The 23482-nt window shown below is 61.2% G+C and carries 16 protein-coding genes, 3 tRNA genes and 4 rRNA genes; 16 read left to right on the top strand and 7 right to left on the bottom strand.

Features of this window, described 5'->3' with window-relative positions; translation table 11 throughout:
- The first annotated feature begins 10 nt into the window (after positions 1–10).
- The 11 genes from pheS to rrf (O6P39_RS17975) all read left to right on the top strand — a co-directional run bounded on the left by pheS (position 11) and on the right by rrf (O6P39_RS17975) (position 10851).
- Positions 11–1027 (top strand): phenylalanine--tRNA ligase subunit alpha, encoded by a 1017-nt coding sequence (gene pheS / locus O6P39_RS18025; RefSeq protein WP_017516492.1) that lies wholly within the window; start codon positions 11–13, stop codon positions 1025–1027.
- Positions 1028–1061: 34 nt separating this feature from the next.
- Positions 1062–3440: a phenylalanine--tRNA ligase subunit beta gene (gene pheT / locus O6P39_RS18020; protein WP_275607835.1), complete on the top strand. Its 2379-nt coding sequence runs from the start codon at positions 1062–1064 to the stop codon at positions 3438–3440.
- A gap of 3 nt (positions 3441–3443) precedes the next feature.
- Positions 3444–3746 carry an integration host factor subunit alpha gene (ihfA, locus tag O6P39_RS18015; RefSeq protein WP_003090661.1) on the top strand — a complete coding sequence of 101 codons (303 nt, stop codon included), beginning with the start codon at positions 3444–3446 and terminating at the stop codon, positions 3744–3746.
- Positions 3727–4083 carry a MerR family transcriptional regulator gene (locus O6P39_RS18010; protein ID WP_015476661.1) on the top strand — a complete coding sequence of 119 codons (357 nt, stop codon included), beginning with the start codon at positions 3727–3729 and terminating at the stop codon, positions 4081–4083. Before ihfA ends, O6P39_RS18010 begins: the two co-directional genes overlap by 20 nt.
- An 85-nt stretch (positions 4084–4168) precedes the next feature.
- Positions 4169–4245 (top strand) — tRNA-Pro (locus O6P39_RS18005).
- Between the two features lie 1147 nt (positions 4246–5392).
- Positions 5393–6928 (top strand): 16S ribosomal RNA (locus O6P39_RS18000).
- Positions 6929–7079: 151 nt separating this feature from the next.
- A tRNA-Ile gene (locus O6P39_RS17995) sits at positions 7080–7156 on the top strand.
- A 27-nt stretch (positions 7157–7183) separates the two neighbouring features.
- Positions 7184–7259 (top strand) — tRNA-Ala (locus O6P39_RS17990).
- Positions 7260–7491: 232 nt separating this feature from the next.
- Positions 7492–10382, top strand: a 23S ribosomal RNA gene (locus O6P39_RS17985).
- A gap of 131 nt (positions 10383–10513) precedes the next feature.
- Positions 10514–10629 (top strand): 5S ribosomal RNA (gene rrf / locus O6P39_RS17980).
- Positions 10630–10735: 106 nt separating this feature from the next.
- A 5S ribosomal RNA gene (gene rrf, locus O6P39_RS17975) occupies positions 10736–10851 on the top strand.
- The 16S, 23S and 5S rRNA genes sit together here with 2 tRNA genes alongside, the layout of an rRNA operon.
- 201 nt (positions 10852–11052) lie before the next feature.
- On the opposite strand, the gene O6P39_RS17970 is transcribed toward rrf (O6P39_RS17975), so the two are convergent.
- The 6 genes from O6P39_RS17970 to O6P39_RS17945 all read right to left on the bottom strand — a co-directional run bounded on the left by O6P39_RS17970 (position 11053) and on the right by O6P39_RS17945 (position 18562).
- The gene (locus O6P39_RS17970) at positions 11053–11511 is read right to left on the bottom strand and encodes a GNAT family N-acetyltransferase (RefSeq protein WP_275607834.1); all 459 of its coding nucleotides are present in this window, start codon (positions 11509–11511) and stop codon (positions 11053–11055) included.
- 136 nt (positions 11512–11647) lie between these two features.
- On the bottom strand, positions 11648–12865 hold the full coding sequence (gene fabB, locus O6P39_RS17965) for a beta-ketoacyl-ACP synthase I (RefSeq protein WP_275607833.1): 1218 nt from the start codon (positions 12863–12865) through the stop codon (positions 11648–11650).
- 10 nt (positions 12866–12875) lie between these two features.
- Positions 12876–13391, bottom strand: a complete 516-nt coding sequence (gene fabA, locus O6P39_RS17960; RefSeq protein WP_207888227.1) for a 3-hydroxyacyl-[acyl-carrier-protein] dehydratase FabA — start codon at positions 13389–13391, stop codon at positions 12876–12878.
- A gap of 230 nt (positions 13392–13621) precedes the next feature.
- Positions 13622–15535, bottom strand: coding sequence for an ATP-binding protein (locus O6P39_RS17955; RefSeq protein ID WP_275607832.1), 1914 nt, complete (start codon positions 15533–15535; stop codon positions 13622–13624).
- Positions 15532–16431 carry an ABC transporter substrate-binding protein gene (locus O6P39_RS17950; RefSeq protein WP_275607831.1) on the bottom strand — a complete coding sequence of 300 codons (900 nt, stop codon included), beginning with the start codon at positions 16429–16431 and terminating at the stop codon, positions 15532–15534. Before O6P39_RS17950 ends, O6P39_RS17955 begins: the two co-directional genes overlap by 4 nt.
- Before the next feature lie 22 nt (positions 16432–16453).
- Complete coding sequence (locus O6P39_RS17945; RefSeq protein WP_275607830.1) at positions 16454–18562, bottom strand: TonB-dependent receptor; 2109 nt, start codon at positions 18560–18562, stop codon at positions 16454–16456.
- 151 nt (positions 18563–18713) lie between these two features.
- Between O6P39_RS17945 and O6P39_RS17940 the strand changes: the two genes are divergently transcribed.
- From O6P39_RS17940 to sixA, 3 genes are read left to right on the top strand one after another with little or no spacing between them, the layout of a single operon-like run.
- Positions 18714–19736 carry an NAD(P)H-dependent glycerol-3-phosphate dehydrogenase gene (locus tag O6P39_RS17940; protein ID WP_275607829.1) on the top strand — a complete coding sequence of 341 codons (1023 nt, stop codon included), beginning with the start codon at positions 18714–18716 and terminating at the stop codon, positions 19734–19736.
- A gap of 12 nt (positions 19737–19748) precedes the next feature.
- Positions 19749–20090 (top strand): DUF4389 domain-containing protein, encoded by a 342-nt coding sequence (locus tag O6P39_RS17935; RefSeq protein ID WP_275607828.1) that lies wholly within the window; start codon positions 19749–19751, stop codon positions 20088–20090.
- Positions 20087–20551 (top strand): phosphohistidine phosphatase SixA, encoded by a 465-nt coding sequence (gene sixA, locus O6P39_RS17930; protein WP_275607827.1) that lies wholly within the window; start codon positions 20087–20089, stop codon positions 20549–20551. The genes O6P39_RS17935 and sixA overlap by 4 nt, the downstream gene beginning before the upstream one ends.
- Before the next feature lie 44 nt (positions 20552–20595).
- Here the strand turns inward: sixA and O6P39_RS17925 are convergent, their stop codons facing one another.
- Positions 20596–21090 (bottom strand): MgtC/SapB family protein, encoded by a 495-nt coding sequence (locus O6P39_RS17925; RefSeq protein WP_275607826.1) that lies wholly within the window; start codon positions 21088–21090, stop codon positions 20596–20598.
- A 270-nt stretch (positions 21091–21360) separates the two neighbouring features.
- On the opposite strand from O6P39_RS17925, the gene O6P39_RS17920 reads away from it, so the two are divergent.
- Both O6P39_RS17920 and O6P39_RS17915 read left to right on the top strand, forming a co-directional pair.
- On the top strand, positions 21361–23028 hold the full coding sequence (locus O6P39_RS17920; protein WP_275607825.1) for an AMP-binding protein: 1668 nt from the start codon (positions 21361–21363) through the stop codon (positions 23026–23028).
- Positions 23029–23043: 15 nt separating this feature from the next.
- Complete coding sequence (locus O6P39_RS17915; protein WP_275607824.1) at positions 23044–23469, top strand: hotdog fold thioesterase; 426 nt, start codon at positions 23044–23046, stop codon at positions 23467–23469.
- Positions 23470–23482: the final 13 nt, after the last annotated feature.

Raw genomic sequence — 23482 nt, 5'->3', positions numbered from 1 at the left:
GAGTTGGTACATGGAAAACCTGGACGCGCTGGTTTCGCAGGCCCTGGACGCCGTGCGAAACACCGAAGACGTCAACGCCCTGGAGCAGATCCGGGTTCACTACCTCGGCAAGAAAGGCGAGCTGACCCAGGTCATGAAGACCCTGGGCGACCTGCCGGCCGAAGAGCGCCCCAAGGTCGGCGCGCTGATCAACGTCGCCAAGGAAAAGGTTCAGGATGTGCTGAACGCCCGCAAGGCCGAGCTGGAGGGCGCCGCCCTCGCCGCCAAGCTGGCTGCCGAGCGCATCGACGTGACCCTGCCGGGCCGTGGCCAGTCTTCCGGCGGCCTGCATCCGGTTACCCGCACCAAGGAACGCATCGAGCAGTGCTTCACCCGCATCGGCTATGAAGTTGCCGAGGGGCCTGAAGTCGAAGACGACTACCACAACTTCGAAGCGCTCAACATTCCGGGGCACCACCCGGCTCGTGCCATGCACGACACCTTCTACTTCAATGCGAACATGCTGCTGCGCACCCATACCTCTCCGGTACAGGTCCGCACCATGGAAAGCCAGAAGCCGCCGATTCGCATTGTCTGCCCGGGCCGCGTCTATCGCTGCGACTCCGACCTGACCCATTCGCCCATGTTCCACCAGGTCGAAGGTCTGCTGGTCGATGAAGATGTCAGCTTCGCCGACCTCAAGGGCACCATCGAAGAATTCCTCCGCGCCTTCTTCGAGAAAGAATTCTCCGTCCGCTTCCGTCCGTCCTTCTTCCCCTTCACCGAGCCTTCGGCGGAAGTCGACATCCAGTGCGTGCTCTGCAGCGGCAAGGGTTGCCGCGTCTGCAAGCAGACCGGCTGGCTGGAAGTCATGGGTTGCGGCATGGTCCACCCCGACGTGCTGCGCATGTCCGGCATCGACCCCGAGAAGTACCAGGGCTTCGCCTTCGGCATGGGTATCGAGCGTCTGGCCATGCTGCGCTACGGCGTGAACGACTTGCGCCTGTTCTTCGACAACGATCTGCGGTTCCTCGGCCAGTTCCGCTAGCCCGCACGACCGTCAACGTATTTAGGAGAGCAGGATGAAATTCAGTGAACAATGGCTGCGGAGCTGGGTAAATCCGCAGGTATCCCGTGACGAGCTGGTGGCTCGTCTGTCCATGGCGGGCCTCGAGGTCGACGCCGTGATCCCGGTCGCCGGCCAGTTCAGCGGTGTGGTCGTGGGCGAAGTGCTGTCGACCGAGCAGCACCCGGACGCCGACAAGCTGCGCGTCTGCCAGGTCAGCAACGGTTCGGAGACCTTCCAGGTCGTCTGCGGCGCGCCCAACGTGCGCCCGGGTCTGAAGATCCCCTTCGCCATGATCGGCGCCGAACTGCCGGGCGACTTCAAGATCAAGAAGGCCAAGCTGCGTGGCGTTGAATCCAACGGCATGCTCTGCTCGGCCAAAGAGCTGGAAATCAGCGAAGAGAACGCCGGCCTGATGGAGCTCGCCGCGGACGCGCCGGTGGGCGCCAGCATCCGCGACTACCTCGAGCTGGATGACGCCTCCATCGAAATCGGCCTGACCCCGAACCGTGGCGACTGTCTGTCCCTGACCGGCCTCGCTCGCGAAGTCGGCGCGCTGTACAGCGCCGAGGTCAAGCCGGTGGTGGTCAACGCCGTTGCCCCGCAGATCGACGAAGTGCGCAGCGTTGAGCTGCTGGCGCCCAAGTCTTGCCCGCGCTACCTCGGTCGCGTCGTTCGCAACGTCGACCTGAGCAAGCCGACTCCCCTGTGGATGGTCGAGCGCCTGCGCCGTTCCGACATCCGCAGCATCGACGCCGCCGTCGACATCACCAACTACGTGATGATCGAACTGGGTCAGCCGATGCACGCCTTCGATCTCGACGAGATCAAGGGCGGCGTACGCGTGCGCATGGCGGAGGAGGGCGAGAAGCTCGTCCTGCTCGACGGCCAGGAAGTCACCCTGCGTGCCGACACCCTGGTGATCGCCGACCACGAACGCGCCCTGGCCATTGCCGGCGTGATGGGCGGCGAGCACAGCGGCGTCAGCGCCAAGACCCGCGACCTGTTCCTCGAAAGCGCCTTCTTCGACAATATTGCCGTCGCCGGCAAGGCCCGCTCCTACGGCCTGCACACCGATGCCTCGCACCGCTTCGAGCGTGGCGTGGACTCGCAGTTGGCCCGTCGCGCCATGGAGCGCGCCACCGAACTGCTGCTGCAGATCGTTGGCGGCGAAGCTGGCCCGATCATGGAAGCAGTCAACGAAGCCGATCTGCCCAAGGTCGCTCCAGTCACCCTGCGCGCTGAGCGCGTCACCCAGATGCTGGGCATGACGCTGGAAAACGCCGAAATCGAGCGTCTGCTCACCGCCCTGGAATTCGATGTCCAGAAAGCCGGTGCCGATGCCTGGACCGTGGGGGTGCCGAGCCATCGCTTCGACGTGTCCATCGAAGTCGACCTGATCGAAGAGCTGGGCCGCCTGTACGGCTACAACCGTCTGCCGGTCCGCTACCCGCAGGCACGCCTGGCGCCGAACACCAAGTCCGAGTCCCAGGCCGAGCTGCCGGCGCTGCGCCGCCTGCTGGTCGCCCGCGACTACCAGGAAGCCATCACCTATAGCTTCATCGATCCCAAGCTGTTCCAGCTGTTCCACCCCGGTGTCGAGCCGCTGATGCTGGCCAACCCGATCTCCGCCGACATGGCCGCCATGCGCGCCTCGCTCTGGCCGGGTCTGGTCAAGTCCCTGCAGCACAACCTCAACCGCCAGCAGACCCGCGTGCGCCTGTTCGAAAGCGGCCTGCGCTTCGTCGGTCAGCTGGATGGGCTGGTGCAGGAAAACATGCTGGCCGGCGTTGTCTGCGGTGCCCGTCAGCCGGAAGGTTGGGCCAATGGCCGCGAGAGTGTCGACTTCTTCGACGTGAAAGCCGACGTCGAAGCGCTGCTGGGTAACGCCGGCGCCATAGATGCCTTCACCTTCTCCCCGGCAGAGCACCCGGCGCTGCACCCAGGCCAGACCGCCAAGATCGAGCGCGACGGCGTGCTGGTCGGCTACCTGGGCGCCCTGCACCCGGAGCTGGCCAAGGCGCTGGACCTGGACCGCCCGGTCTACGTCTTCGAGCTGGTACTGGCCGAAGTGGCCAAGGGGCGCCTGCCGAAATTCAGCGAACTGTCGCGCTTCCCCGAAGTGCGTCGTGACCTGGCCCTGATCGTCGATCTGGATACTCCGGCCGAATTCGTGCTGGCAAATATCCGTGAAACGGCGGGCGAATGGCTGACGGATCTCAGGTTGTTTGACGTCTACCACGGTAAAGGCATTGATCCGCTTAGAAAAAGCTTGGCCGTTGGCTTGACCTGGCAGCATCCATCACGCACTCTTAACGATGACGAGGTGAACGCGACTACGCAGAATATCGTCGCCTCGCTGGAACAAAGGTTCAACGCCACGTTAAGGAAGTAGCGTATGGGGGCTCTGACGAAAGCTGAAATTGCTGAACGTCTGTACGAAGAGCTGGGCCTGAATAAGCGGGAAGCCAAGGAACTGGTGGAGCTCTTCTTCGAAGAGATCCGCCAGGCGCTGGAGCATAACGAACAGGTGAAGTTGTCGGGTTTCGGCAACTTCGACCTGCGCGACAAGCGCCAGCGTCCCGGACGCAACCCGAAGACGGGAGAGGAAATCCCGATCACAGCCCGGCGCGTCGTCACCTTTCGTCCAGGGCAGAAACTGAAGGCCAGGGTTGAGGCTTATGCTGGAACCAAGTCATAACGACGAGCTGCCCCCCATTCCGGGCAAGCGCTACTTCACCATCGGTGAAGTGAGTGATCTCTGCGCGGTGAAGCCGCACGTGCTGCGGTACTGGGAACAGGAGTTCCCGCAACTCAACCCGGTCAAGCGAAGGGGCAACCGGCGCTACTACCAGCGCCAGGACGTGCTCATGATTCGCCAGATCCGCGCGCTGCTCTACGACCAAGGCTTCACCATCGGCGGCGCGCGCCAGCGCCTCACCGGCGACGAAGCACGCGAGGACGCCACTCAGTACAAGCAACTGATCCGGCAAATGATCGCCGAATTGGAGGACGTGCTGCACGTCCTGCGCAAGTAACTGAAAAAAATGAAAAAAGTACTTCTCCGAAGCAATCGCTTGGGGTATAGTGCGATCCGCTTCCAGGGCAACCTGGTCGCAACGTCGGGGCGTAGCGCAGCCTGGTAGCGCACTTGCATGGGGTGCAAGGGGTCGAGTGTTCGAATCACTCCGTCCCGACCAAATTTGAAAAGGCCGGTTCAGCAATGAATCGGCCTTTTTGCATTTCTCTTCCCGAAAAAAATACCTATATAGACCGCCAGCTCGGCGTATCCCTTGGTTCCCGGTCGTCCTGCGTCGTCAGAAATATCGGCAGGTCCCGTCAATCCAGATTTTGCCTTGCTATTTGATGACGCTGATGCATCGGTTGGCTCAGATCATGAAGGCGTGGTGGGGATTGGTGGTTGGGATGTGCTGGGAGTCTTGGTGGGAGGGGGCTTCGTCGCTGAGCCATTGGGTGATGCTGTGGTGTTCGGGGTGCCGGAAGCGGTAGAGGGCTTTGTAGGCGCCAGATTTGCTGATGACTTCCCCTTCCTCGCCTGGCCACGGGATTGATCGCGACGATCGGAGGGTGGTGGGCGGCTTTCCGAGGCGGCAACCTGCAAAGCTCGTAGAAATCTAGGGCGCGCATTGAGGTGCGAGGTCCTGGTGGGTCGTCTCTATATAGAAGAGGTAACTGAGAGGGACGCCGGCTTGGGGCTGTCCGCTGACGATGCTCGTGGCGGCGTGCGGTCGCAGGAAGGGTTTTCTTCTATATAGGAGAGGGAAGGGGGCAGGTATTTGTCATCTTTCTGCAAAAAGTCGTTGACGGGTCTTTTTAAGTCCCTATAATGCGCACCACTCCCAGCGATGAAGCGCTGAAAGGGCTTGAAAATCAAGAACTTACAAAGATTCGAAGCTGAGAGTGGTGGTCCGGCAGGTGAATCACTTGCCACTGTTCATTCGCTGCTCCGGCAGTGAGTCGAAAAGAAGATCATCGAGGTGCTTGACAGTGAGTTTGATCGCTGTAGAATGCGCCTCCCGCTGGTGAGAAGGCTTCCTTCTCCGAAGCGCAAGCGGTTGAGTAGAAAAGAAAATTTTCGAAAACAACGCTTGACAAGATGAGGTGCTGCTGTAGAATGCGCGCCTCGGTTGAGACGAAAGCCTTGACCAACTGCTCTTTAACAAGTCGAATCAAGCAATTCGTGTGGGTGCTTGTGATGTAAGACTGATGATCGACTGATTATCAGCAGCGCAAGTAACACTCGTGAATTCGAGAGTTTTAGCTCTTTAAATAGAGCATGCGATTGCTGAGCCAAGTTTAGGGTTTTCGCAAAACCCAAGCAGTATTGAACTGAAGAGTTTGATCATGGCTCAGATTGAACGCTGGCGGCAGGCCTAACACATGCAAGTCGAGCGGATGAGTGGAGCTTGCTCCATGATTCAGCGGCGGACGGGTGAGTAATGCCTAGGAATCTGCCTGGTAGTGGGGGACAACGTTTCGAAAGGAACGCTAATACCGCATACGTCCTACGGGAGAAAGCAGGGGACCTTCGGGCCTTGCGCTATCAGATGAGCCTAGGTCGGATTAGCTAGTTGGTGGGGTAAAGGCCTACCAAGGCGACGATCCGTAACTGGTCTGAGAGGATGATCAGTCACACTGGAACTGAGACACGGTCCAGACTCCTACGGGAGGCAGCAGTGGGGAATATTGGACAATGGGCGAAAGCCTGATCCAGCCATGCCGCGTGTGTGAAGAAGGTCTTCGGATTGTAAAGCACTTTAAGTTGGGAGGAAGGGCAGTAAGTTAATACCTTGCTGTTTTGACGTTACCAACAGAATAAGCACCGGCTAACTTCGTGCCAGCAGCCGCGGTAATACGAAGGGTGCAAGCGTTAATCGGAATTACTGGGCGTAAAGCGCGCGTAGGTGGTTTGGTAAGATGGATGTGAAATCCCCGGGCTCAACCTGGGAACTGCATCCATAACTGCCTGACTAGAGTACGGTAGAGGGTGGTGGAATTTCCTGTGTAGCGGTGAAATGCGTAGATATAGGAAGGAACACCAGTGGCGAAGGCGACCACCTGGACTGATACTGACACTGAGGTGCGAAAGCGTGGGGAGCAAACAGGATTAGATACCCTGGTAGTCCACGCCGTAAACGATGTCGACTAGCCGTTGGAATCCTTGAGATTTTAGTGGCGCAGCTAACGCGATAAGTCGACCGCCTGGGGAGTACGGCCGCAAGGTTAAAACTCAAATGAATTGACGGGGGCCCGCACAAGCGGTGGAGCATGTGGTTTAATTCGAAGCAACGCGAAGAACCTTACCTGGCCTTGACATGTCCGGAACCTTGCAGAGATGCGAGGGTGCCTTCGGGAATCGGAACACAGGTGCTGCATGGCTGTCGTCAGCTCGTGTCGTGAGATGTTGGGTTAAGTCCCGTAACGAGCGCAACCCTTGTCCTTAGTTACCAGCACCTCGGGTGGGCACTCTAAGGAGACTGCCGGTGACAAACCGGAGGAAGGTGGGGATGACGTCAAGTCATCATGGCCCTTACGGCCAGGGCTACACACGTGCTACAATGGTCGGTACAGAGGGTTGCCAAGCCGCGAGGTGGAGCTAATCCCACAAAACCGATCGTAGTCCGGATCGCAGTCTGCAACTCGACTGCGTGAAGTCGGAATCGCTAGTAATCGTGAATCAGAATGTCACGGTGAATACGTTCCCGGGCCTTGTACACACCGCCCGTCACACCATGGGAGTGGGTTGCTCCAGAAGTAGCTAGTCTAACCGCAAGGGGGACGGTTACCACGGAGTGATTCATGACTGGGGTGAAGTCGTAACAAGGTAGCCGTAGGGGAACCTGCGGCTGGATCACCTCCTTAATCGAAGATCGCAGCTTCTTCATAAGCTCCCACACGAATTGCTTGATTCACTGGTTAGACGATAGGTTTGCTGCTCGGTTGGTTTGAGCGCGCCCCCGGCTCTTGGATAGAGAGCGGGTGAGGTCGACAAGCTGCCAAAGCCCGAACGATTGGGTCTGTAGCTCAGTTGGTTAGAGCGCACCCCTGATAAGGGTGAGGTCGGCAGTTCGAATCTGCCCAGACCCACCAATTGTTGTGGTGTGCTGCTGATCCGATGGGGCCATAGCTCAGCTGGGAGAGCGCCTGCTTTGCACGCAGGAGGTCAGGAGTTCGATCCTCCTTGGCTCCACCATCTCTAAATCGTCGAAAGCTCAGACAGGAATGTTCGGTGTAACGAACCTTGCTGTCTGGACTTTGTGCCAGAACTGTTCTTTAAAAATTTGGGTATGTGATAGAAGTAGACTGAATGATCTCTTTCACTGGTGATCATTCAAGTCAAGGTAAAATTTGCGAGTTCAAGCGCGAATTTTCGGCGAATGTCGTCTTCACGTTCGAGACTGTAACCAGATTGCTTGGGGTTATATGGTCAAGTGAAGAAGCGCATACGGTGGATGCCTTGGCAGTCAGAGGCGATGAAAGACGTGGTAGCCTGCGATAAGCTTCGGGGAGTCGGCAAACAGACTTTGATCCGGAGATCTCTGAATGGGGGAACCCACCTAGGATAACCTAGGTATCTTGTACTGAATCCATAGGTGCAAGAGGCGAACCAGGGGAACTGAAACATCTAAGTACCCTGAGGAAAAGAAATCAACCGAGATTCCCTTAGTAGTGGCGAGCGAACGGGGACTAGCCCTTAAGCTTCTTTGAATCTAACAGAACGCTCTGGAAAGTGCGGCCATAGTGGGTGATAGCCCCGTATGTGAAAGGTTCTTTGAAGTGAAATCGAGTAGGACGGAGCACGAGAAACTTTGTCTGAATATGGGGGGACCATCCTCCAAGGCTAAATACTACTGACTGACCGATAGTGAACCAGTACCGTGAGGGAAAGGCGAAAAGAACCCCGGAGAGGGGAGTGAAATAGAACCTGAAACCGTATGCGTACAAGCAGTGGGAGCCTACTTGTTAGGTGACTGCGTACCTTTTGTATAATGGGTCAGCGACTTATATTCAGTGGCGAGCTTAACCGTATAGGGAAGGCGTAGCGAAAGCGAGTCTTAATAGGGCGATTTAGTCGCTGGGTATAGACCCGAAACCGGGCGATCTATCCATGAGCAGGTTGAAGGTTAGGTAACACTGACTGGAGGACCGAACCCACTCCCGTTGAAAAGGTAGGGGATGACTTGTGGATCGGAGTGAAAGGCTAATCAAGCTCGGAGATAGCTGGTTCTCCTCGAAAGCTATTTAGGTAGCGCCTCACGTATCACTCCAGGGGGTAGAGCACTGTTTCGGCTAGGGGGTCATCCCGACTTACCAAACCGATGCAAACTCCGAATACCTGGAAGTGTCAGCGTGGGAGACACACGGCGGGTGCTAACGTCCGTCGTGAAAAGGGAAACAACCCAGACCGTCAGCTAAGGTCCCAAAGTTGTGGTTAAGTGGTAAACGATGTGGGAAGGCTTAGACAGCTAGGAGGTTGGCTTAGAAGCAGCCACCCTTTAAAGAAAGCGTAATAGCTCACTAGTCGAGTCGGCCTGCGCGGAAGATGTAACGGGGCTCAAACCACACACCGAAGCTACGGGTGCATCGTAAGATGCGCGGTAGAGGAGCGTTCTGTAAGCCTGTGAAGGTGAGTTGAGAAGCTTGCTGGAGGTATCAGAAGTGCGAATGCTGACATGAGTAACGACAATGGGTGTGAAAAACATCCACGCCGAAAGACCAAGGGTTCCTGCGCAACGTTAATCGACGCAGGGTTAGTCGGTCCCTAAGGCGAGGCTGAAGAGCGTAGTCGATGGGAAACAGGTTAATATTCCTGTACTTCTAGTTACTGCGATGGAGGGACGGAGAAGGCTAGGCCAGCTTGGCGTTGGTTGTCCAAGTTTAAGGTGGTAGGCCGAACACTTAGGCAAATCCGGGTGTTCAAGGCCGAGAGCTGATGACGAGTCGTCTTTTAGATGATGAAGTGGTTGATGCCATGCTTCCAGGAAAAGCTTCTAAGCTTCAGGTAACTAGGAACCGTACCCCAAACCGACACAGGTGGTCGGGTAGAGAATACCAAGGCGCTTGAGAGAACTCGGGTGAAGGAACTAGGCAAAATGGCACCGTAACTTCGGGAGAAGGTGCGCCGATGAGGGTGAAGCATTTACTGCGTAAGCCCATGTCGGTCGAAGATACCAGGCCGCTGCGACTGTTTATTAAAAACACAGCACTCTGCAAACACGAAAGTGGACGTATAGGGTGTGACGCCTGCCCGGTGCCGGAAGGTTAATTGATGGGGTTAGCGAAAGCGAAGCTCTTGATCGAAGCCCCGGTAAACGGCGGCCGTAACTATAACGGTCCTAAGGTAGCGAAATTCCTTGTCGGGTAAGTTCCGACCTGCACGAATGGCGTAACGATGGCGGCGCTGTCTCCACCCGAGACTCAGTGAAATTGAAATCGCTGTGAAGATGCAGTGTATCCGCGGCTAGACGGAAAGACCCCGTGAACCTTTACTGTAGCTTTGCACTGGACTTTGAGCCTGCTTGTGTAGGATAGGTGGGAGGCTTTGAAGCGTGGACGCCAGTCTGCGTGGAGCCAACCTTGAAATACCACCCTGGCATGCTTGAGGTTCTAACTCTGGTCCGTCATCCGGATCGAGGACAGTGTATGGTGGGCAGTTTGACTGGGGCGGTCTCCTCCTAAAGAGTAACGGAGGAGTACGAAGGTGCGCTCAGACCGGTCGGAAATCGGTCGCAGAGTATAAAGGCAAAAGCGCGCTTGACTGCGAGACAGACACGTCGAGCAGGTACGAAAGTAGGTCTTAGTGATCCGGTGGTTCTGTATGGAAGGGCCATCGCTCAACGGATAAAAGGTACTCCGGGGATAACAGGCTGATACCGCCCAAGAGTTCATATCGACGGCGGTGTTTGGCACCTCGATGTCGGCTCATCACATCCTGGGGCTGAAGCCGGTCCCAAGGGTATGGCTGTTCGCCATTTAAAGTGGTACGCGAGCTGGGTTTAGAACGTCGTGAGACAGTTCGGTCCCTATCTGCCGTGGACGTTTGAGATTTGAGAGGGGCTGCTCCTAGTACGAGAGGACCGGAGTGGACGAACCTCTGGTGTTCCGGTTGTCACGCCAGTGGCATTGCCGGGTAGCTATGTTCGGAATAGATAACCGCTGAAAGCATCTAAGCGGGAAACTAGCCTCAAGATGAGATCTCACTGGGAACTTGATTCCCCTGAAGGGCCGTCGAAGACTACGACGTTGATAGGTCGGGTGTGTAAGCGCTGTGAGGCGTTGAGCTAACCGATACTAATTGCCCGTGAGGCTTGACCATATAACACCCAAACAATTTGTGTGTTCGATGGTGAAGTCGACGAACCGAAAGTTCGTGTGAACCGCAAATGACTGTCACATACCCGAATCTGGATGAGCGTGTGCGAATGCCACGAGCGTCCTAAAGAATTGCTTGACGACCATAGAGCGTTGGAACCACCTGATCCCATCCCGAACTCAGCAGTGAAACGACGCATCGCCGATGGTAGTGTGGGGTTTCCCCATGTGAGAGTAGGTCATCGTCAAGCTCCTATCCCAAAGCCCCTGGTTAGCGAAAGCTGGCCGGGGGCTTTGCTTATTAGTGTAAGCAACCCGATTTCGGATGAGCGCCACGGCGATCATCCAGCCGAATTGCTTGACGACCATAGAGCATTGGAACCACCTGATCCCATCCCGAACTCAGCAGTGAAACGATGCATCGCCGATGGTAGTGTGGGGTTTCCCCATGTGAGAGTAGGTCATCGTCAAGCTTCTAATTCCAAAGCCCCTGATCAGCGAGAGCTGGTCGGGGGCTTTGTTTTTTGGGGAGCAAAAAAGCTGCTGCACGGGCATTGGTGGTAACCGGAGATCCTGGCGTGCGCCGTGTGCAAGGCTTTCGCGGACAAGGTCCGCTCCTACGAGAGCTGTAAGCGGTCATGGCGGAGCGACGCGGTTCGCGAGCAAGCTCGCTCCTACAAGAGCATGAGTGACTTGGTCATGATGATCGTGCGTTCTTCTCCGTAGAGCTGTTCGCGTACGACGCTGTAGCCCAGGCGGGCGTAGAAGGATTGGGCGGTGAGGGAGGAGGGGATCAGCAAGGCCTCCACGCCACGCTCCAGTGCGGTTTCTTCGATTTGGGCCATCAGGGCCTGGCCGATGCCTTTGTTCTGCTGTCGCGGCGCTATGAAGAGGCTGCGCACGACGTTGCCGTCCAGGGCGCCTGTGCCGACGATCTCGTCGCCCAGCAGGGCGACGAAGACCAGACGCTGCTCCAGCAGCTCGATCAAACGTTCGGGCGAGAAGTTCGCCGCTACTGACTCGATGACATTCGCCGGGTAGTCCTGGCCATTGCTCTCCCTGACAGTCGTCACAATCACCTGGCTGATGGCTGCAGCATCTTCGCTGCGGGCCTTTCGAATCATCAGCGCCATCTGCATGCTCCCTGTTATCCAGCTTTCCCAATCCTGACCTGATTGGGGATGCGAGGCAAAGCTGAAGGGCAGGTGGCCAGGAACTGCAGGCAACAAAAAAGGCGCCCTGGGGCGCCTTTCTTGTTTGGATCACTGATCAGCCATTGTGGCGTTTCAGGACCAGGGTGGCGTTGGTGCCGCCGAAGCCGAAGCTGTTGCTCATGACGGTGTCGAGCTTCGCGTTCTCGCGAGTCTCGCGCAGGATCGGCATGTCGGCGACTTCCGGGTCCAGCTCGTCGATGTTGGCCGAGCCGGCGATGAAGTTGCCTTCCATCATCAGCAGGCAGTAGATGGCCTCGTGAACGCCGGCGGCGCCCAGGGAGTGGCCGGACAGGCTCTTGGTGGAGCTGATGGCCGGGGCGTTGGTGCCGAACACTTCGCGGATACCACGGATTTCAGCAACGTCGCCGACCGGGGTGGAGGTGCCGTGAGTGTTCAGGTAGTCGATCGGGGTGTTCACGGTCGACAGGGCCTGCTGCATGCAGCGGATGGCGCCTTCGCCACTCGGGGCGACCATGTCGTAACCATCGGAGGTCGCGCCGTAGCCGACGATTTCGGCGTAGATCTTGGCGCCGCGCTTCAGGGCGTGTTCCAGCTCTTCGACAACGACCATGCCGCCGCCGCCGGCGATGACGAAACCGTCACGCTTGGCGTCGTAGGCGCGGGAGGCCTTTTCCGGGGTCTCGTTGTACTGGGTGGAGAGGGCGCCCATGGCGTCGAACAGGCAGCTCTGGCTCCAGTGCTCTTCTTCACCGCCACCGGCGAAGACGACGTCCTGCTTGCCCATCTGGATCTGTTCCATGGCCTGGCCGATGCAATGCGCGCTGGTGGCGCAGGCCGAGGAGATGGAGTAGTTCACGCCCTTGATCTGGAAGGGAGTGGCCAGGCAGGCGGAAACGGTGCTGCCCATGGTGCGGGTGACGCGGTATGGGCCGATGCGCTTGACGCCTTTCTCGCGCAGGGTGTCGATGGCTTCCATCTGGTTCAGGGTGGAAGCGCCACCGGAACCGGCGATCAGGCCGGTGCGCGGGTTGGAGATCTGCTCGGGGCTGAGGCCGGAGTCCTTGATCGCCTGTTCCATCGCGAGGTACGCGTAGGCAGCGGCGTCGCCCATGAAGCGGAAGACCTTGCGGTCGATCAGCTCTTCCAGGTTCAGGTTGACCGAACCGGAAACGTGGCTGCGCAGGCCCATCTCGGCGTAGCTGGGGTTGTGGCGGATGCCAGCACGGCCTGCACGCAGGTTGGCGGAGACGGTGTCTTTGTCATTGCCCAGGCAGGAAACGATGCCCAGACCGGTGATCACGACGCGACGCATGCGGATACCCTTAGAAGCTGTCAGTGGAAGTGAACAGGCCGACGCGGAGGCCTTCGGCGCTGTAGATTTCGCGGCCATCGACGCTGACGCTGCCGTCGGCGATAGCCAGAACGAGCGATCGATTGATCGTACGCTTGATGTGGATGTTGTAGGTGACTTTCTTGGCGGTCGGCAGGACCTGGCCGAAGAACTTCACTTCACCCGAACCCAGGGCGCGGCCACGGCCGGGGTTGCCCTGCCAGCCGAGGTAGAAGCCGACCAGCTGCCACATGGCGTCGAGGCCCAGGCAGCCCGGCATGACCGGATCGCCTTCGAAGTGGCAGGCGAAGAACCACAGGTCGGGGTTGATATCCAGCTCGGCGACCAGTTCGCCCTTGCCATACTTGCCGCCGGTTTCGCTGATGTGAGTGATGCGGTCGATCATCAGCATGTTGGGGGCGGGCAGTTGCGCATTACCCGGGCCGAAGAGCTCGCCGCGGCTGCAACGCAGCAGGTCTTCTCGGGTGAAGGCGTGTTGTTTGGTCATGCGAGCTCCTCAAAAATCTTGGATGGCAGGCGGTGTTGGCTTCTGCCTGCGGCGCCGCGTTCCGTTGTTATTGTCACGGTACTCACGCGGCAGCCTAGTCATAGACTATTGCCTTTAAGTGAAAGTCACAGCGTCCGGCGAACGCTTGTTCACTTTTCGTCGGCGCCGGTTTTTTGTCAGGGGCAGATGCCCGTGGTCGGTCCGCAGTTTGGTGCATGCCAGCGCGCGGATCAACGGCCTGGAGCAACCCAACGCTGCAGAATCCGCTGCAGTTCGGCCCGCTTGAACGGCTTGGCCAGGTAGTCGTTCATCCCTGCCTCCAGGCAGGTTTCCCGGTCGCCCTGCAGGGCGTTGGCGGTCAGCGCGATGATTGGCACCTGTTCGCCGCCGGGTCTTGAGCGGATCTGCCGGGTGGCCTCGTAGCCGTTGAGCACCGGCAGCCGGCAATCCATGAGGATGACCGCGAACTCGCCGCGCTCGGAGGTACGGACCGCCTGGACGCCGTCACCCACCAGCGTGACGCGATACCCCAGGCTGCGCAACATAGCTTCTATGACCGTTTGATTCACCGGGTTGTCCTCGACGAGCAGAACGGACTGACCAGCGGCAAGCAAATCGGTACCCGCTTCGTCTTCCTCCGAGGCGGCTTGGCGCTCGCGGAAGGGCAGGGGGATTTCCAGGGTGAAGGTCGAGCCGCAGCCTTCCTCGCTGCTGGCTCGGAGGGTGCCGCCCATGCGCTCGGCCAGCGTCCGGGCGATGGTCAGGCCCAGGCCGGTGCCGCCGTAGCGGCGCGAGGTGGAGGAGTCGGCCTGTTGGAAGGCATCGAACATGTGTTCCAGGCGCTCGCGGGAGATACCGATGCCGCTGTCCTGTACCGAGCAGCTGAGCCACAGGACTTCATCGTCCAGCGCCTGCCAGGTGGCTTCTAGGCGCACGCCGCCTTCTTCGGTGAACTTCAGGGCATTGCCCAGCAGGTTCACGAGAATCTGTCGGATCCGGGTCGGATCGCCCTGTACTTCGAGCGCATTCAGGCCGTCCTGCACCGCCAGGTCCAGCGTCAGGCCGCGCTGGTGCGCGCTGTGCTGGAAGACCTGCACGGAGCTCTGGATCAGCTCCAGCAGGTTGAACGGGATGCGCTCCAGCTCCAGCGCGCCGCGCTCGATGCGGGAGAAATCGAGGATGTCGTTGATCACCTTGAGCAGGTGCTCGGTGGATTCGGTCGCCAGCGCGCTGTACTCCGCCTGCTCCTGGTTCAGCTCGGTGGTTTCCAACAGCTGGAGCATGCCCAGTACGCCATTCATCGGCGTCCGCAGTTCGTGGCTCATCATTGCCAGGAAGTCGGACTTCGCGCGGTTTGCCTCTTCGGCCTCTTCGCGGGCGGCCACCAGTTGGGCGATGCTGCGTTCCTGCTCCAGGGCTGCCTGCTGCAGGCCGCGGGCCAGGTTGTTGATGTGCCGGGCGAGGTCGCCGACTTCGCCGTCATCGGGGACCGGCAGGGTGGTGTGGTAGTCGCCGCTCTGGATCGCCTGGACTGCGCGGCCCATGGTGCTGATCGGCGCGGCCAGTCGTTGCGCCAGGCGCCGGGCGAGAAGATAGGTCAGTACCAGCGCGAAGAGCGCCAGCAGGCTGGCCTTGAAGAGAATTTCCTGTTGGCGTTCGCTGAAGGCGTCGCTGGCCATGCCGACGACTACCCGGCCCAGGTAGTCGTTGCTGGAGACAGAGGTTGCGGCGTTATCGAGGGCAACGCCTAGGTTGCCGTCGTTGAGCTGGATGTTCTCGCGCTGGATCGCGGCGTGGAAGATTTCCACCTTGGTGCTTGCCTGGGCTGGATCGGCGGGATGTTCGACGTAGACCAGGATGTTGTCGCTGCGGTCGCGTACTTCGATGAAGCGCACGTGGGCGGTGCCCAGGGTGGCCCGCAGCAGGCTTTGCAGCACCGGCAGGTTGCCGGAGATGACGCCGTACTCGGCGGCCGGCGCCAGCTGGTTGGCGATCAACTGGCCGGTGTGGTTGGACTCCTGCCGCAGGTCCTGCAGGCGCGAGTAGGTGAAATAGCCGGTGAGCAGCAGTGTCAGCAATAACGCCGGACCGAGGCTGATGGCCAGCATGCGCGTCTGGATATTCCAGCTCTTGCGGGCGCTCATGGGGATTCTCCTTCGGCAAGACGATGCGCGAGCGAGGCGTCGTCCGGCAGATCGATGCCCAGCGAACGCGCCACCTGGCGGTTGCTTTGCACCTTGAAGCGTTCAGGGTAGAGGCTCTGCGGCCATTGCGACGGCGGTTGGTCGAGCAGCGGATCGAGAGTGTCCAGCCAATCGCTCTGGTCGCTGTAAGTGCTGGCCAGGCTGCCGGCCCTGACGAACGCCACGGTGGGGCCGATCAGGGCGTGATTCTCGGCGTAGGCGCTGAGCAGGATGCCTTTGACGGTACGCGGGTTGTAAAGCAGTTTGTCGTCCAACCCGAGCAGCAGGTCACTGCTGTCGAGCAATTCACGCAGTGGGCGGGGATCGTCGCTGCGGTCCTGCTCTTGGGGGACCAGCTCGACGCCGAGCCGCTGTGCGTGTTCCGACAACTCGCTCAGAAGGAATTGGCTCGCGGGGCTGAAGAGTACGCCGATGCGCTGTGGCTTGGGGCGCAGTTGCAGAGCCAGTTGCAGTTGCCGGGCGGGCGGTGGATCGCTCCAGAGCAGGCTGATGCCGTCGGGATGGCGACCGTCGAGTAGCTGCTGTGCTTCCACACGGCTGACCAGCAGCGTCAGCGCCGGCGGGCCTTGGTCGCTGGCCAGGCGCCAGTTCAGCGCAGCGGTCCCCAGCAGCAACAAATGGGTTTCAGGGGAGAGCGCCGAGGCAGGAGGCAGTTGCGCGGGCGATTCCAGGCGGATCTGGTCTTCCGGACGGCGTTCGGCGAGCGCCTGGCTGAATGCCTGCACGGCCGCGCCCTGTTCACTGCTGACCAGCAGCAGCTCGCGTGCCTGTGCTGGTAGCGCCAGCAGGCAGATCAGGCTGAGCAGCAAGGACCTGACCTGATGTCCGAGGCTCATCCCTGAGCGGCGGGCCACCATGCTAGAAATCCACCTCGGCGCTGAAATACAGCAGATGACGGTCGTCGTAGCGGTTTTCCGGCCAGGTCAGCGGTTCGTCGTCCAGGCGCTGCTGCAGCACGCCCGCCAGTTCCAATGCGGCGGTGCCCAGGGGAATGCGCTTGGCTACGCGCAGGTCCACGCGTTCGAAGCGGTGTTCGTTCAGCGCGTCATCGCCGTAATAGAACACCGCGCTCGACCAGCCTCGTCCCCAGTCGCGCATCCAGCCCGCCGAGCCGCTGTTGCGGGCGGTAAGGCGCTGGTCATAGCGGCTGCTGGCGTCATAGTCGACATAGGCGTAGGTGAAGCGCAGGCGATCCCGGAGGCTGACGCGCCAGTCCAGTTGGGTCTCGGCGCCGCTGAAGCGGATTTCGTTGTCGTTGGTGGGCTCGAAGTCGGTCAGCTTCAGCGGATCGCTGATCAGGTCGTGGATCTCGTCGTGGTACGCCTTCACGTCCAGCGCCAGGCCGATCTCGTCGAACTGCCCGTTGTAGCCGACTTCCCGCGAGCGCATGCGCTCCTGATCCAGGTCCCCGGGCCCATGGGCGCGGGCGAAATAGTAGCCTGTGCTCTGGCCATAGGGGGCCGGGGTGAGGCGGCGCGCGCGATAGCTCCAGTTCACGTCGTTCTCGTACATATCCGGCGAGCGTACGGCTTCGGAGTACACCGCTCGCAGGCTGTGTCGTGGCGTGATCAGGTAGTTCAGGGCGATACGCGGGCTGACGGAGCTGCCGGAAGTCTGGTCGTCTTCCAGCATGGCGCCGCCCTGCAGCAGCCAGTGGGGCGTCAGGTGCCATTCCAGCTGGCTGAACAGCCGCCAGATTTCGTTGTTCACCGTGCCGTTGAAGTAGGTCTCGGAGGTCGCTTGATCGTGGCGGTAGCTCATGCCGGTGAGCAGCCGCACGCCGTCGGTCAGGCTGAGCGTGTCCTGTATTTCCAGATCGTAGCGGGTCTCCCGGATGTTCTGGTTCACCCAGCCGCAGGCCGGTGCACCGGCTCCGCCGACGATCTGCTGCAGCACCTGGTTCGCCAGGGCCTGCTCCTGGGCGGTGCCCTTGGGGATACGCGGCAACGCATCGCCCAGCTTGTTCACATATCTCGGGTTGAGTGCCCAGAGTTGCGCCAACTGCGGGCTGAACACGATCTGTGCCTCGCAGGCGCGGAAGTCCTGAAGGCGCTCCCAGTGCTCGGCATAACCCTGGACGTAGAAGCTGTGCTGCGGATTGGCGTCGAAGGTCCAGCGCAAGGAGCCTGCGTAGTCACGGGCGGTCAGGTCGGAGTCGCTGTCGCCGGCGGGGATGCCGTCGAACACCGGGCGGTAGTTGTAGGGGCGCTGGTTGCTGCCTTCCTTCGCGGCGATCTGCCAATCCAGGCTGTTGCGCAGGTCGAGGCTGTGGTTGGCCACCAGGTTGAAACGGGACAGGCGGCGGCCGTCGCGGTAGTCGCGGCCGAACTGGTCGTGGTCGAAGCCATCGTCCGCCTGGCCGGAGAGCGACAGGCGATAGTCGCTGGACTCGCCCCGCAGCCCCTGGCTGGCGTACCAGTCGCGGATGCCGTTCTGCCCGGCGGTGTACTTCAGGCGTGTGCCTTGGCTGTCGGCGGGGTGGCGGGTGAGGATGTTGATCACGCCCATCAGCGCGTTGGCGCCGTAGCTCACGGCGTTCGGCCCACGGAAGACCTCGATGCGGTCGATGTCCTCGATGGCCACCGGTATGTCGCTCCAGTCCACCGTGGCCAGGCCCGGGCGGTACACCGAGCGGCCATCCACCAGTACCTGCAGGCGGCGCGCCTCGGTGACGTTGGTGCCGTGGTAGTTGACCGTGGCCTGGTTGCCGGACAGGTAGCCGACCATCATGCCCGGCACCAGGCGCATCAGCTCGGGGATGTCGCGGGCGCCGGAGGCGCGGATCAGGTCGCGGTCGAGCACCGTCATGCTGCCCGGCACCTCGGCGGGCGACTGCTTCAGCCGGCTGGCGGTGAGTACGTCCGGCACTTCCACGCGGTCGACGAAGAGATCGCCGGCGACTGCCTGACCTGCCAGTAGCGCGGCAAGCAGAGAGAGCGGCAGGGGAGCGCGGGGGGAAATCTGCACGGAACGGCCTTGTTCTCGATTTCTACTTCAATAGACGGATGTTAAACGAGGCGCCGTTGTTTGCCAGTCCTGCGATCCGGACTGGCCGCAGGGCGACAGGGCCTTATAATGCCTCAATCGCCGCCCCGAGGCGGCCCGTGATGGAAAAGACATGACTGAGCAGCAACCGATCGCCGTTCTCGGCGGTGGCAGTTTCGGTACCGCGTTCGCCAATCTGCTGGCGGAGAACGGCCAGCGCGTTCGCCAGTGGATGCGCGATGAGGAACAGGCCGAAGCGATCCGCACCCTGCGGGAGAACCCCCGTTATCTGAAGGGCGTGAAGATTCACGCGGGTGTCGAACCCACCACCGACCTGCCGGCGACTCTGGCCGCGTGCGAAATGATCTTCGTCGCCGTGCCGTCCAGCGCGCTGCGCAAGGTGCTGGAAGGGCGCAGCGAGGAGCTGGCGGGCAAGATGCTGGTCAGCCTGACCAAGGGCATCGAGGCGCAGACCTTCAAGCTGATGAGCCAGATCCTCGAGGAGATCGCGCCGAAATCCCGTATCGCGGTGATCTCCGGCCCGAACCTGGCGCGCGAGATCGCCGAGCATGAACTGACCGCCACCGTGGTCGCCAGCGAGGACGAGGAGGTCTGCGAGCGCGTGCAGGAGGCGCTGCACGGCCGCACCTTCCGTGTCTACGCCAGTAGCGACCGCTTCGGCGTCGAGCTGGGCGGCGCGCTGAAGAACGTCTACGCCATCATTGCCGGCATGGCCGCCGCGCTGGGCATGGGCGAGAACACCAAGGGCATGCTGATCACCCGCGCCCTGGCGGAGATGACTCGTTTCGCCGTCAAGCTGGGCGCCAACCCCATGACCTTCCTCGGCCTGGCCGGGGTGGGCGACCTGATCGTCACCTGTTCGTCACCCAAGAGCCGTAACTATCAGGTGGGCTTCGCCCTGGGCGAAGGCCTCAGCCTGGAGGACGCAGTGGCGCGCATGGGCGAGACTGCCGAGGGCGTGAACACGCTGCGGGTACTCAAGGCCAAGGCCGACGAGCTGCAGGTCTACATGCCGCTGGTGGCGGGCCTGAACGCCATCCTGTTCGGCGGCCGCACCCTGGCGCAGGTCATCGAGGCGCTGATGAATGGCGAACCGAAGACCGACGTCGACTTCATTCCCACCACCGGTTTCTGAGAGAGGCAACCCATGTCCGCTGAACGTATGGAAAAAGAGTCCCTCGTCCTGCGAGTCGTCTGGATGCTGGTGTTCGCCCTGGTCTGGTTCGTCGCTGAGATCATTCTCGGCGTCGTGGTCGTGGTCCAGCTGATCTATCGGATCATCTACGGCGCCCCGAGCGGCAGCCTGATGGCCTTTGGCGACAGCCTGAGTCAGTACTTCGCGCAGATCGGCCGCTTCGGCACCTTCCAGACCGAGGAAAAGCCCTGGCCGTTCGCCGACTGGCCGGCCGCCCGCGGGCCCGAGGGCGAGCAGCCGCACAGCGTGCCGCCAGCCGAGCATCCGGCGCGCGACGAAGAGCCGAAGCTGTGAAGCTCTGGCTGTTGCGCCACGGTGAGGCCGAACCGCAAGCCCGCCGCGACTCGGAACGACGCCTGACCGCCCACGGCCGCAAGGAAGTGCTCAAGAGTGCAGCCCAGCTCGCCGGCCAGCCGATCGACGGCATCCTCGCCAGCCCCTATGTGCGGGCCCAGGAAACCGCCGAGCTGATTCGCGAGGCGCTGGGCTTCGATGGCTCTGTCGGGACCGCGCCCTGGCTGACCCCGGACGACGACCCCAAGGACGTCCTGCGTTTCCTGGACGGCCGCACCGAGCGCAATCTGCTGCTGGTCAGCCACCAGCCGCTGATTGGTTCCCTGGCCGGTCTGCTGGTCCACGGCAGCCGCAACGACGCGGTGCCCTTCAGCACCGCCTCGCTGGCGGAACTTGAGGGCGAGTGCCCGGTGGCGGGGTTGATGGAACTGGTGTCGCTGCACCATCCACGGCACAACTGAACGCACTGACTGCTCCGTGAACAAGGCCCCGAAAGGGGCCTCGTTCATTTCTGCGGATCATCGTCGTCGGTCAGGGTGGGTGGCGGTTTGCGGAAGCGGGCGTCGATATGGTGCTCCAGCCAGCTGCCGAGGCTGAGGACCACCAGCGTCAGTACCACGCCGAAAGCGGCGGTGAGGGCATGGCCGCTGCCGCAGGCGATGCCGATCATGGACGATACCCAGATGGTGGCGGCGGTGGTCAGGCCTTCCACGCGGTAGCGGTGTTCGTGGTGGACGATGACACCGGCGCCGATGAAACCGATACCGGTCAGCACGCCCTGGACCACCCGGCTGGCGGCATCGGGACTGGTCGGGTGCAGCTGCAGGATGACGCCCACCGCCAGCGCGGCGGCCAGAGAGGTCAGGGCGTGGGTGCGCAGGCCGGCGGGGCGGTTGTGCAGTTCGCGGTTGAGGCCGACCAGGCCGCCGCAGATGGTGGCGATCAGCAGGTTCAGCAGTAGGTCGAGCTGGCCTGGGTGGATCTGGAAGGCTTCCGGCATGGCGGATATCCGTCGGGGTGTTCCCGAAAGGGTAGTGCGCCTTCGCTCGCCAGGTACTGTCGCCGGGCAAATCGTCGCCGGATGTTTCGCCGCAAACCACCGTGATAGAGCGACTGCGCGCAGTCTGAAGGGTGCCCCCTACAAAAGTTCACACGATCAGCCTTGTCTGACGTGTCCGTGCATGGAATATTCGACCAAGCAAGTGCTTGGTTGATCTATCGCTATACCCCTGAGCTACACCTCTGAAAAAGAACAACAAAGGAGGGGCACGTGGTTAAAGCAGTCCGATTACCGCTTGATCTGTTCTATCAGCGCGAGGCCAGTCACCCGAACAAGCCTTATCTCGTCCAGCCGCTGGGCAGCGGCGAGGTGGAAACCCTCACCTGGGGCGAAGTGGGCGATCAGGCGCGCCGCGCCGCCGCCTGGTTGCGCAGTCTGCAGCTACCCGCAGGGAGCCGGGTGGCGATCATTTCCAAGAACTGCGCGCACTGGGTCGTCGCCGATATCGCTATCTGGATGGCCGGCCACGTGTCCGTGCCGCTGTATCCCAACCTTACCGCCGACTCCGTGCGCCAGGTGATGACCCATTCCGAGGCGGCGGTGGCCTTCGTCGGCAAGCTGGACGACTGGCCGTCGATGGTCGATGGCATTCCGCCGAGCGTGCCGACCGTGGCACTGCCGCTGCATCCGCCAGGGCGCTTCGACCATCAGTGGGCCGACCTTCTGAAGCAGCCGCCGCTGCGCGACGATTCGCGTCCGGACGCCGCCACTCTGGCGACCCTCATCTACACCTCCGGCACCACGGGCACGCCCAAGGGTGTGATGCACACCTTCGGCAACTTTGCCTTCGCCGCCAGCCACGCCATCGAGCTGTTCGGCGTGGGGGAGCAGGACCGCCTGCTGTCTTACCTGCCGCTGTGCCACGTGGCCGAGCGCATGTTCGTGGAAATGGCGTCGATCTACGCCGGCCAGACGATCTTCTTCGCCGAGAGCCTGGACACCTTCGTCGCCGACATGCGCCGTGCGCGGCCCACGGTGTTCTTCGGCGTACCGCGTATCTGGACCAAGTTCCAGATGGGCGTTTATGCGCAGATGCCGGCGCAGAAGCTGGACCGCCTGCTGCGCCTGCCCATCGTCGGTCGTCTGGTCGGCCGTAAGGTGCTCGCCGGCCTTGGCCTGGATGCCGTGCGCTACGCCCTGTGCGGTGCCGCGCCGGTGCCTGAAGCCCTGCTCGACTGGTACAAGCGCCTTGGCCTGAACGTGCTGGAGGTCTATGGCATGACCGAGAACTGCGGTTATTCCCACGTCTGCCGCCCCGGCGAGCAGAAGAAGGGCTGGATCGGCCGTAACAGCCCCGGCGTGGAAGTCCGCATCAGCGATGAGGGCGAGGTGCAGGTGCGCAGCGGCGCGACCATGCTCGGCTACTACAAGGACCCGGAACGCACTGACGAGGCGATCACCCGGGACGGCTTCCTGCGCACCGGTGACAAGGGCGAACAGGACGCTGAGGGCAACCTGCGCCTGACCGGGCGGATCAAGGAAATCTTCAAGACCGCCAAGGGCAAGTACGTGGCGCCGGCGCCCATCGAGAATCGTCTGGCGGTGCACTCGCGCATCGAGCAGATCTGCGTGGTCGGTGATGGCCTGATCGCGCCCCTGGGGCTCTGCGTGCTGTCGGAGATCGGCCGGCAGGAGGCGGCCAATGGCGCCCGTGGCGAGCTGGAGCAGAGCCTGAAGGCGCTGTTGGATGAGGTGAACGACGCCTTGGACAAGCACGAGCGGTTGGCCGGGCTGGTGCTGGTCAAGGATGTCTGGACGGTGGACAACGGCTTCCTCACGCCAACCCTGAAGATCAAGCGCAATGTGGTGGAAGGCACCTACGGCCAGCGCTTCAATGAATGGGCGGAGCGCCGCGAGGCGGTGCAGTGGCATGACTGAACAAGGGGGACAGCAATGATCTGGCGTAACACGCCCAATCTGGAAAAGCTCAATGCGAACCTGAAGAACACCATCGGTGAAGTGCTCGACATCCGTTTCGAGGCCTTCGACGACGACTCGATCACCGCCAGCATGGTGGTGGATTCGCGCACCCATCAGCCCTACGGCCTGCTGCATGGCGGCGCTTCGGTGGTGCTGGCGGAGACCGTCGGCTCCACTGCCAGCTACCAGTGCCTGGATACCAGCCAGTACTACTGCGTTGGCCTGGAGGTGAACGCCAACCATCTGCGCGGCCTGCGCAGCGGGCGGGTGACGGCGGTGGCGAAGGCAGTGCACATCGGTCGCTCGACCCATGTCTGGGAAATCCGCCTGCACGGGGATGACGGCAAGCCGAGCTGCATTTCGCGATTGACCATGGCCATCGTGCCGCTGGAGCGCTGAGTGGTTTGCTTTT

It is taken from the genome of Pseudomonas sp. PSE14 (assembly GCF_029203285.1).
In the GTDB taxonomy this organism is placed as follows: Bacteria; Pseudomonadota; Gammaproteobacteria; order Pseudomonadales; family Pseudomonadaceae; genus Pseudomonas.
This window is presented reverse-complemented; position numbering and strand designations above follow the sequence as displayed.

Bases quoted from the DNA above. Each gene is read 5' to 3' on its own strand.
- pheS (WP_017516492.1), top strand. From the start codon at position 11: ATGGAAAACCTGGACGCGCTGGTTTCGCAGGCCCTGGACGCCGTGCGA.
- pheT (WP_275607835.1), top strand. From the start codon at position 1,062: ATGAAATTCAGTGAACAATGGCTGCGGAGCTGGGTAAATCCGCAGGTA.
- ihfA (WP_003090661.1), top strand. From the start codon at position 3,444: ATGGGGGCTCTGACGAAAGCTGAAATTGCTGAACGTCTGTACGAAGAG.
- O6P39_RS18010 (WP_015476661.1), top strand. From the start codon at position 3,727: ATGCTGGAACCAAGTCATAACGACGAGCTGCCCCCCATTCCGGGCAAG.
- O6P39_RS17970 (WP_275607834.1), bottom strand. From the start codon at position 11,511: ATGGCGCTGATGATTCGAAAGGCCCGCAGCGAAGATGCTGCAGCCATC.
- fabB (WP_275607833.1), bottom strand. From the start codon at position 12,865: ATGCGTCGCGTCGTGATCACCGGTCTGGGCATCGTTTCCTGCCTGGGC.
- fabA (WP_207888227.1), bottom strand. From the start codon at position 13,391: ATGACCAAACAACACGCCTTCACCCGAGAAGACCTGCTGCGTTGCAGC.
- O6P39_RS17955 (WP_275607832.1), bottom strand. From the start codon at position 15,535: ATGAGCGCCCGCAAGAGCTGGAATATCCAGACGCGCATGCTGGCCATC.
- O6P39_RS17950 (WP_275607831.1), bottom strand. From the start codon at position 16,431: ATGAGCCTCGGACATCAGGTCAGGTCCTTGCTGCTCAGCCTGATCTGC.
- O6P39_RS17940 (WP_275607829.1), top strand. From the start codon at position 18,714: ATGACTGAGCAGCAACCGATCGCCGTTCTCGGCGGTGGCAGTTTCGGT.
- O6P39_RS17935 (WP_275607828.1), top strand. From the start codon at position 19,749: ATGTCCGCTGAACGTATGGAAAAAGAGTCCCTCGTCCTGCGAGTCGTC.
- O6P39_RS17925 (WP_275607826.1), bottom strand. From the start codon at position 21,090: ATGCCGGAAGCCTTCCAGATCCACCCAGGCCAGCTCGACCTACTGCTG.
- O6P39_RS17915 (WP_275607824.1), top strand. From the start codon at position 23,044: ATGATCTGGCGTAACACGCCCAATCTGGAAAAGCTCAATGCGAACCTG.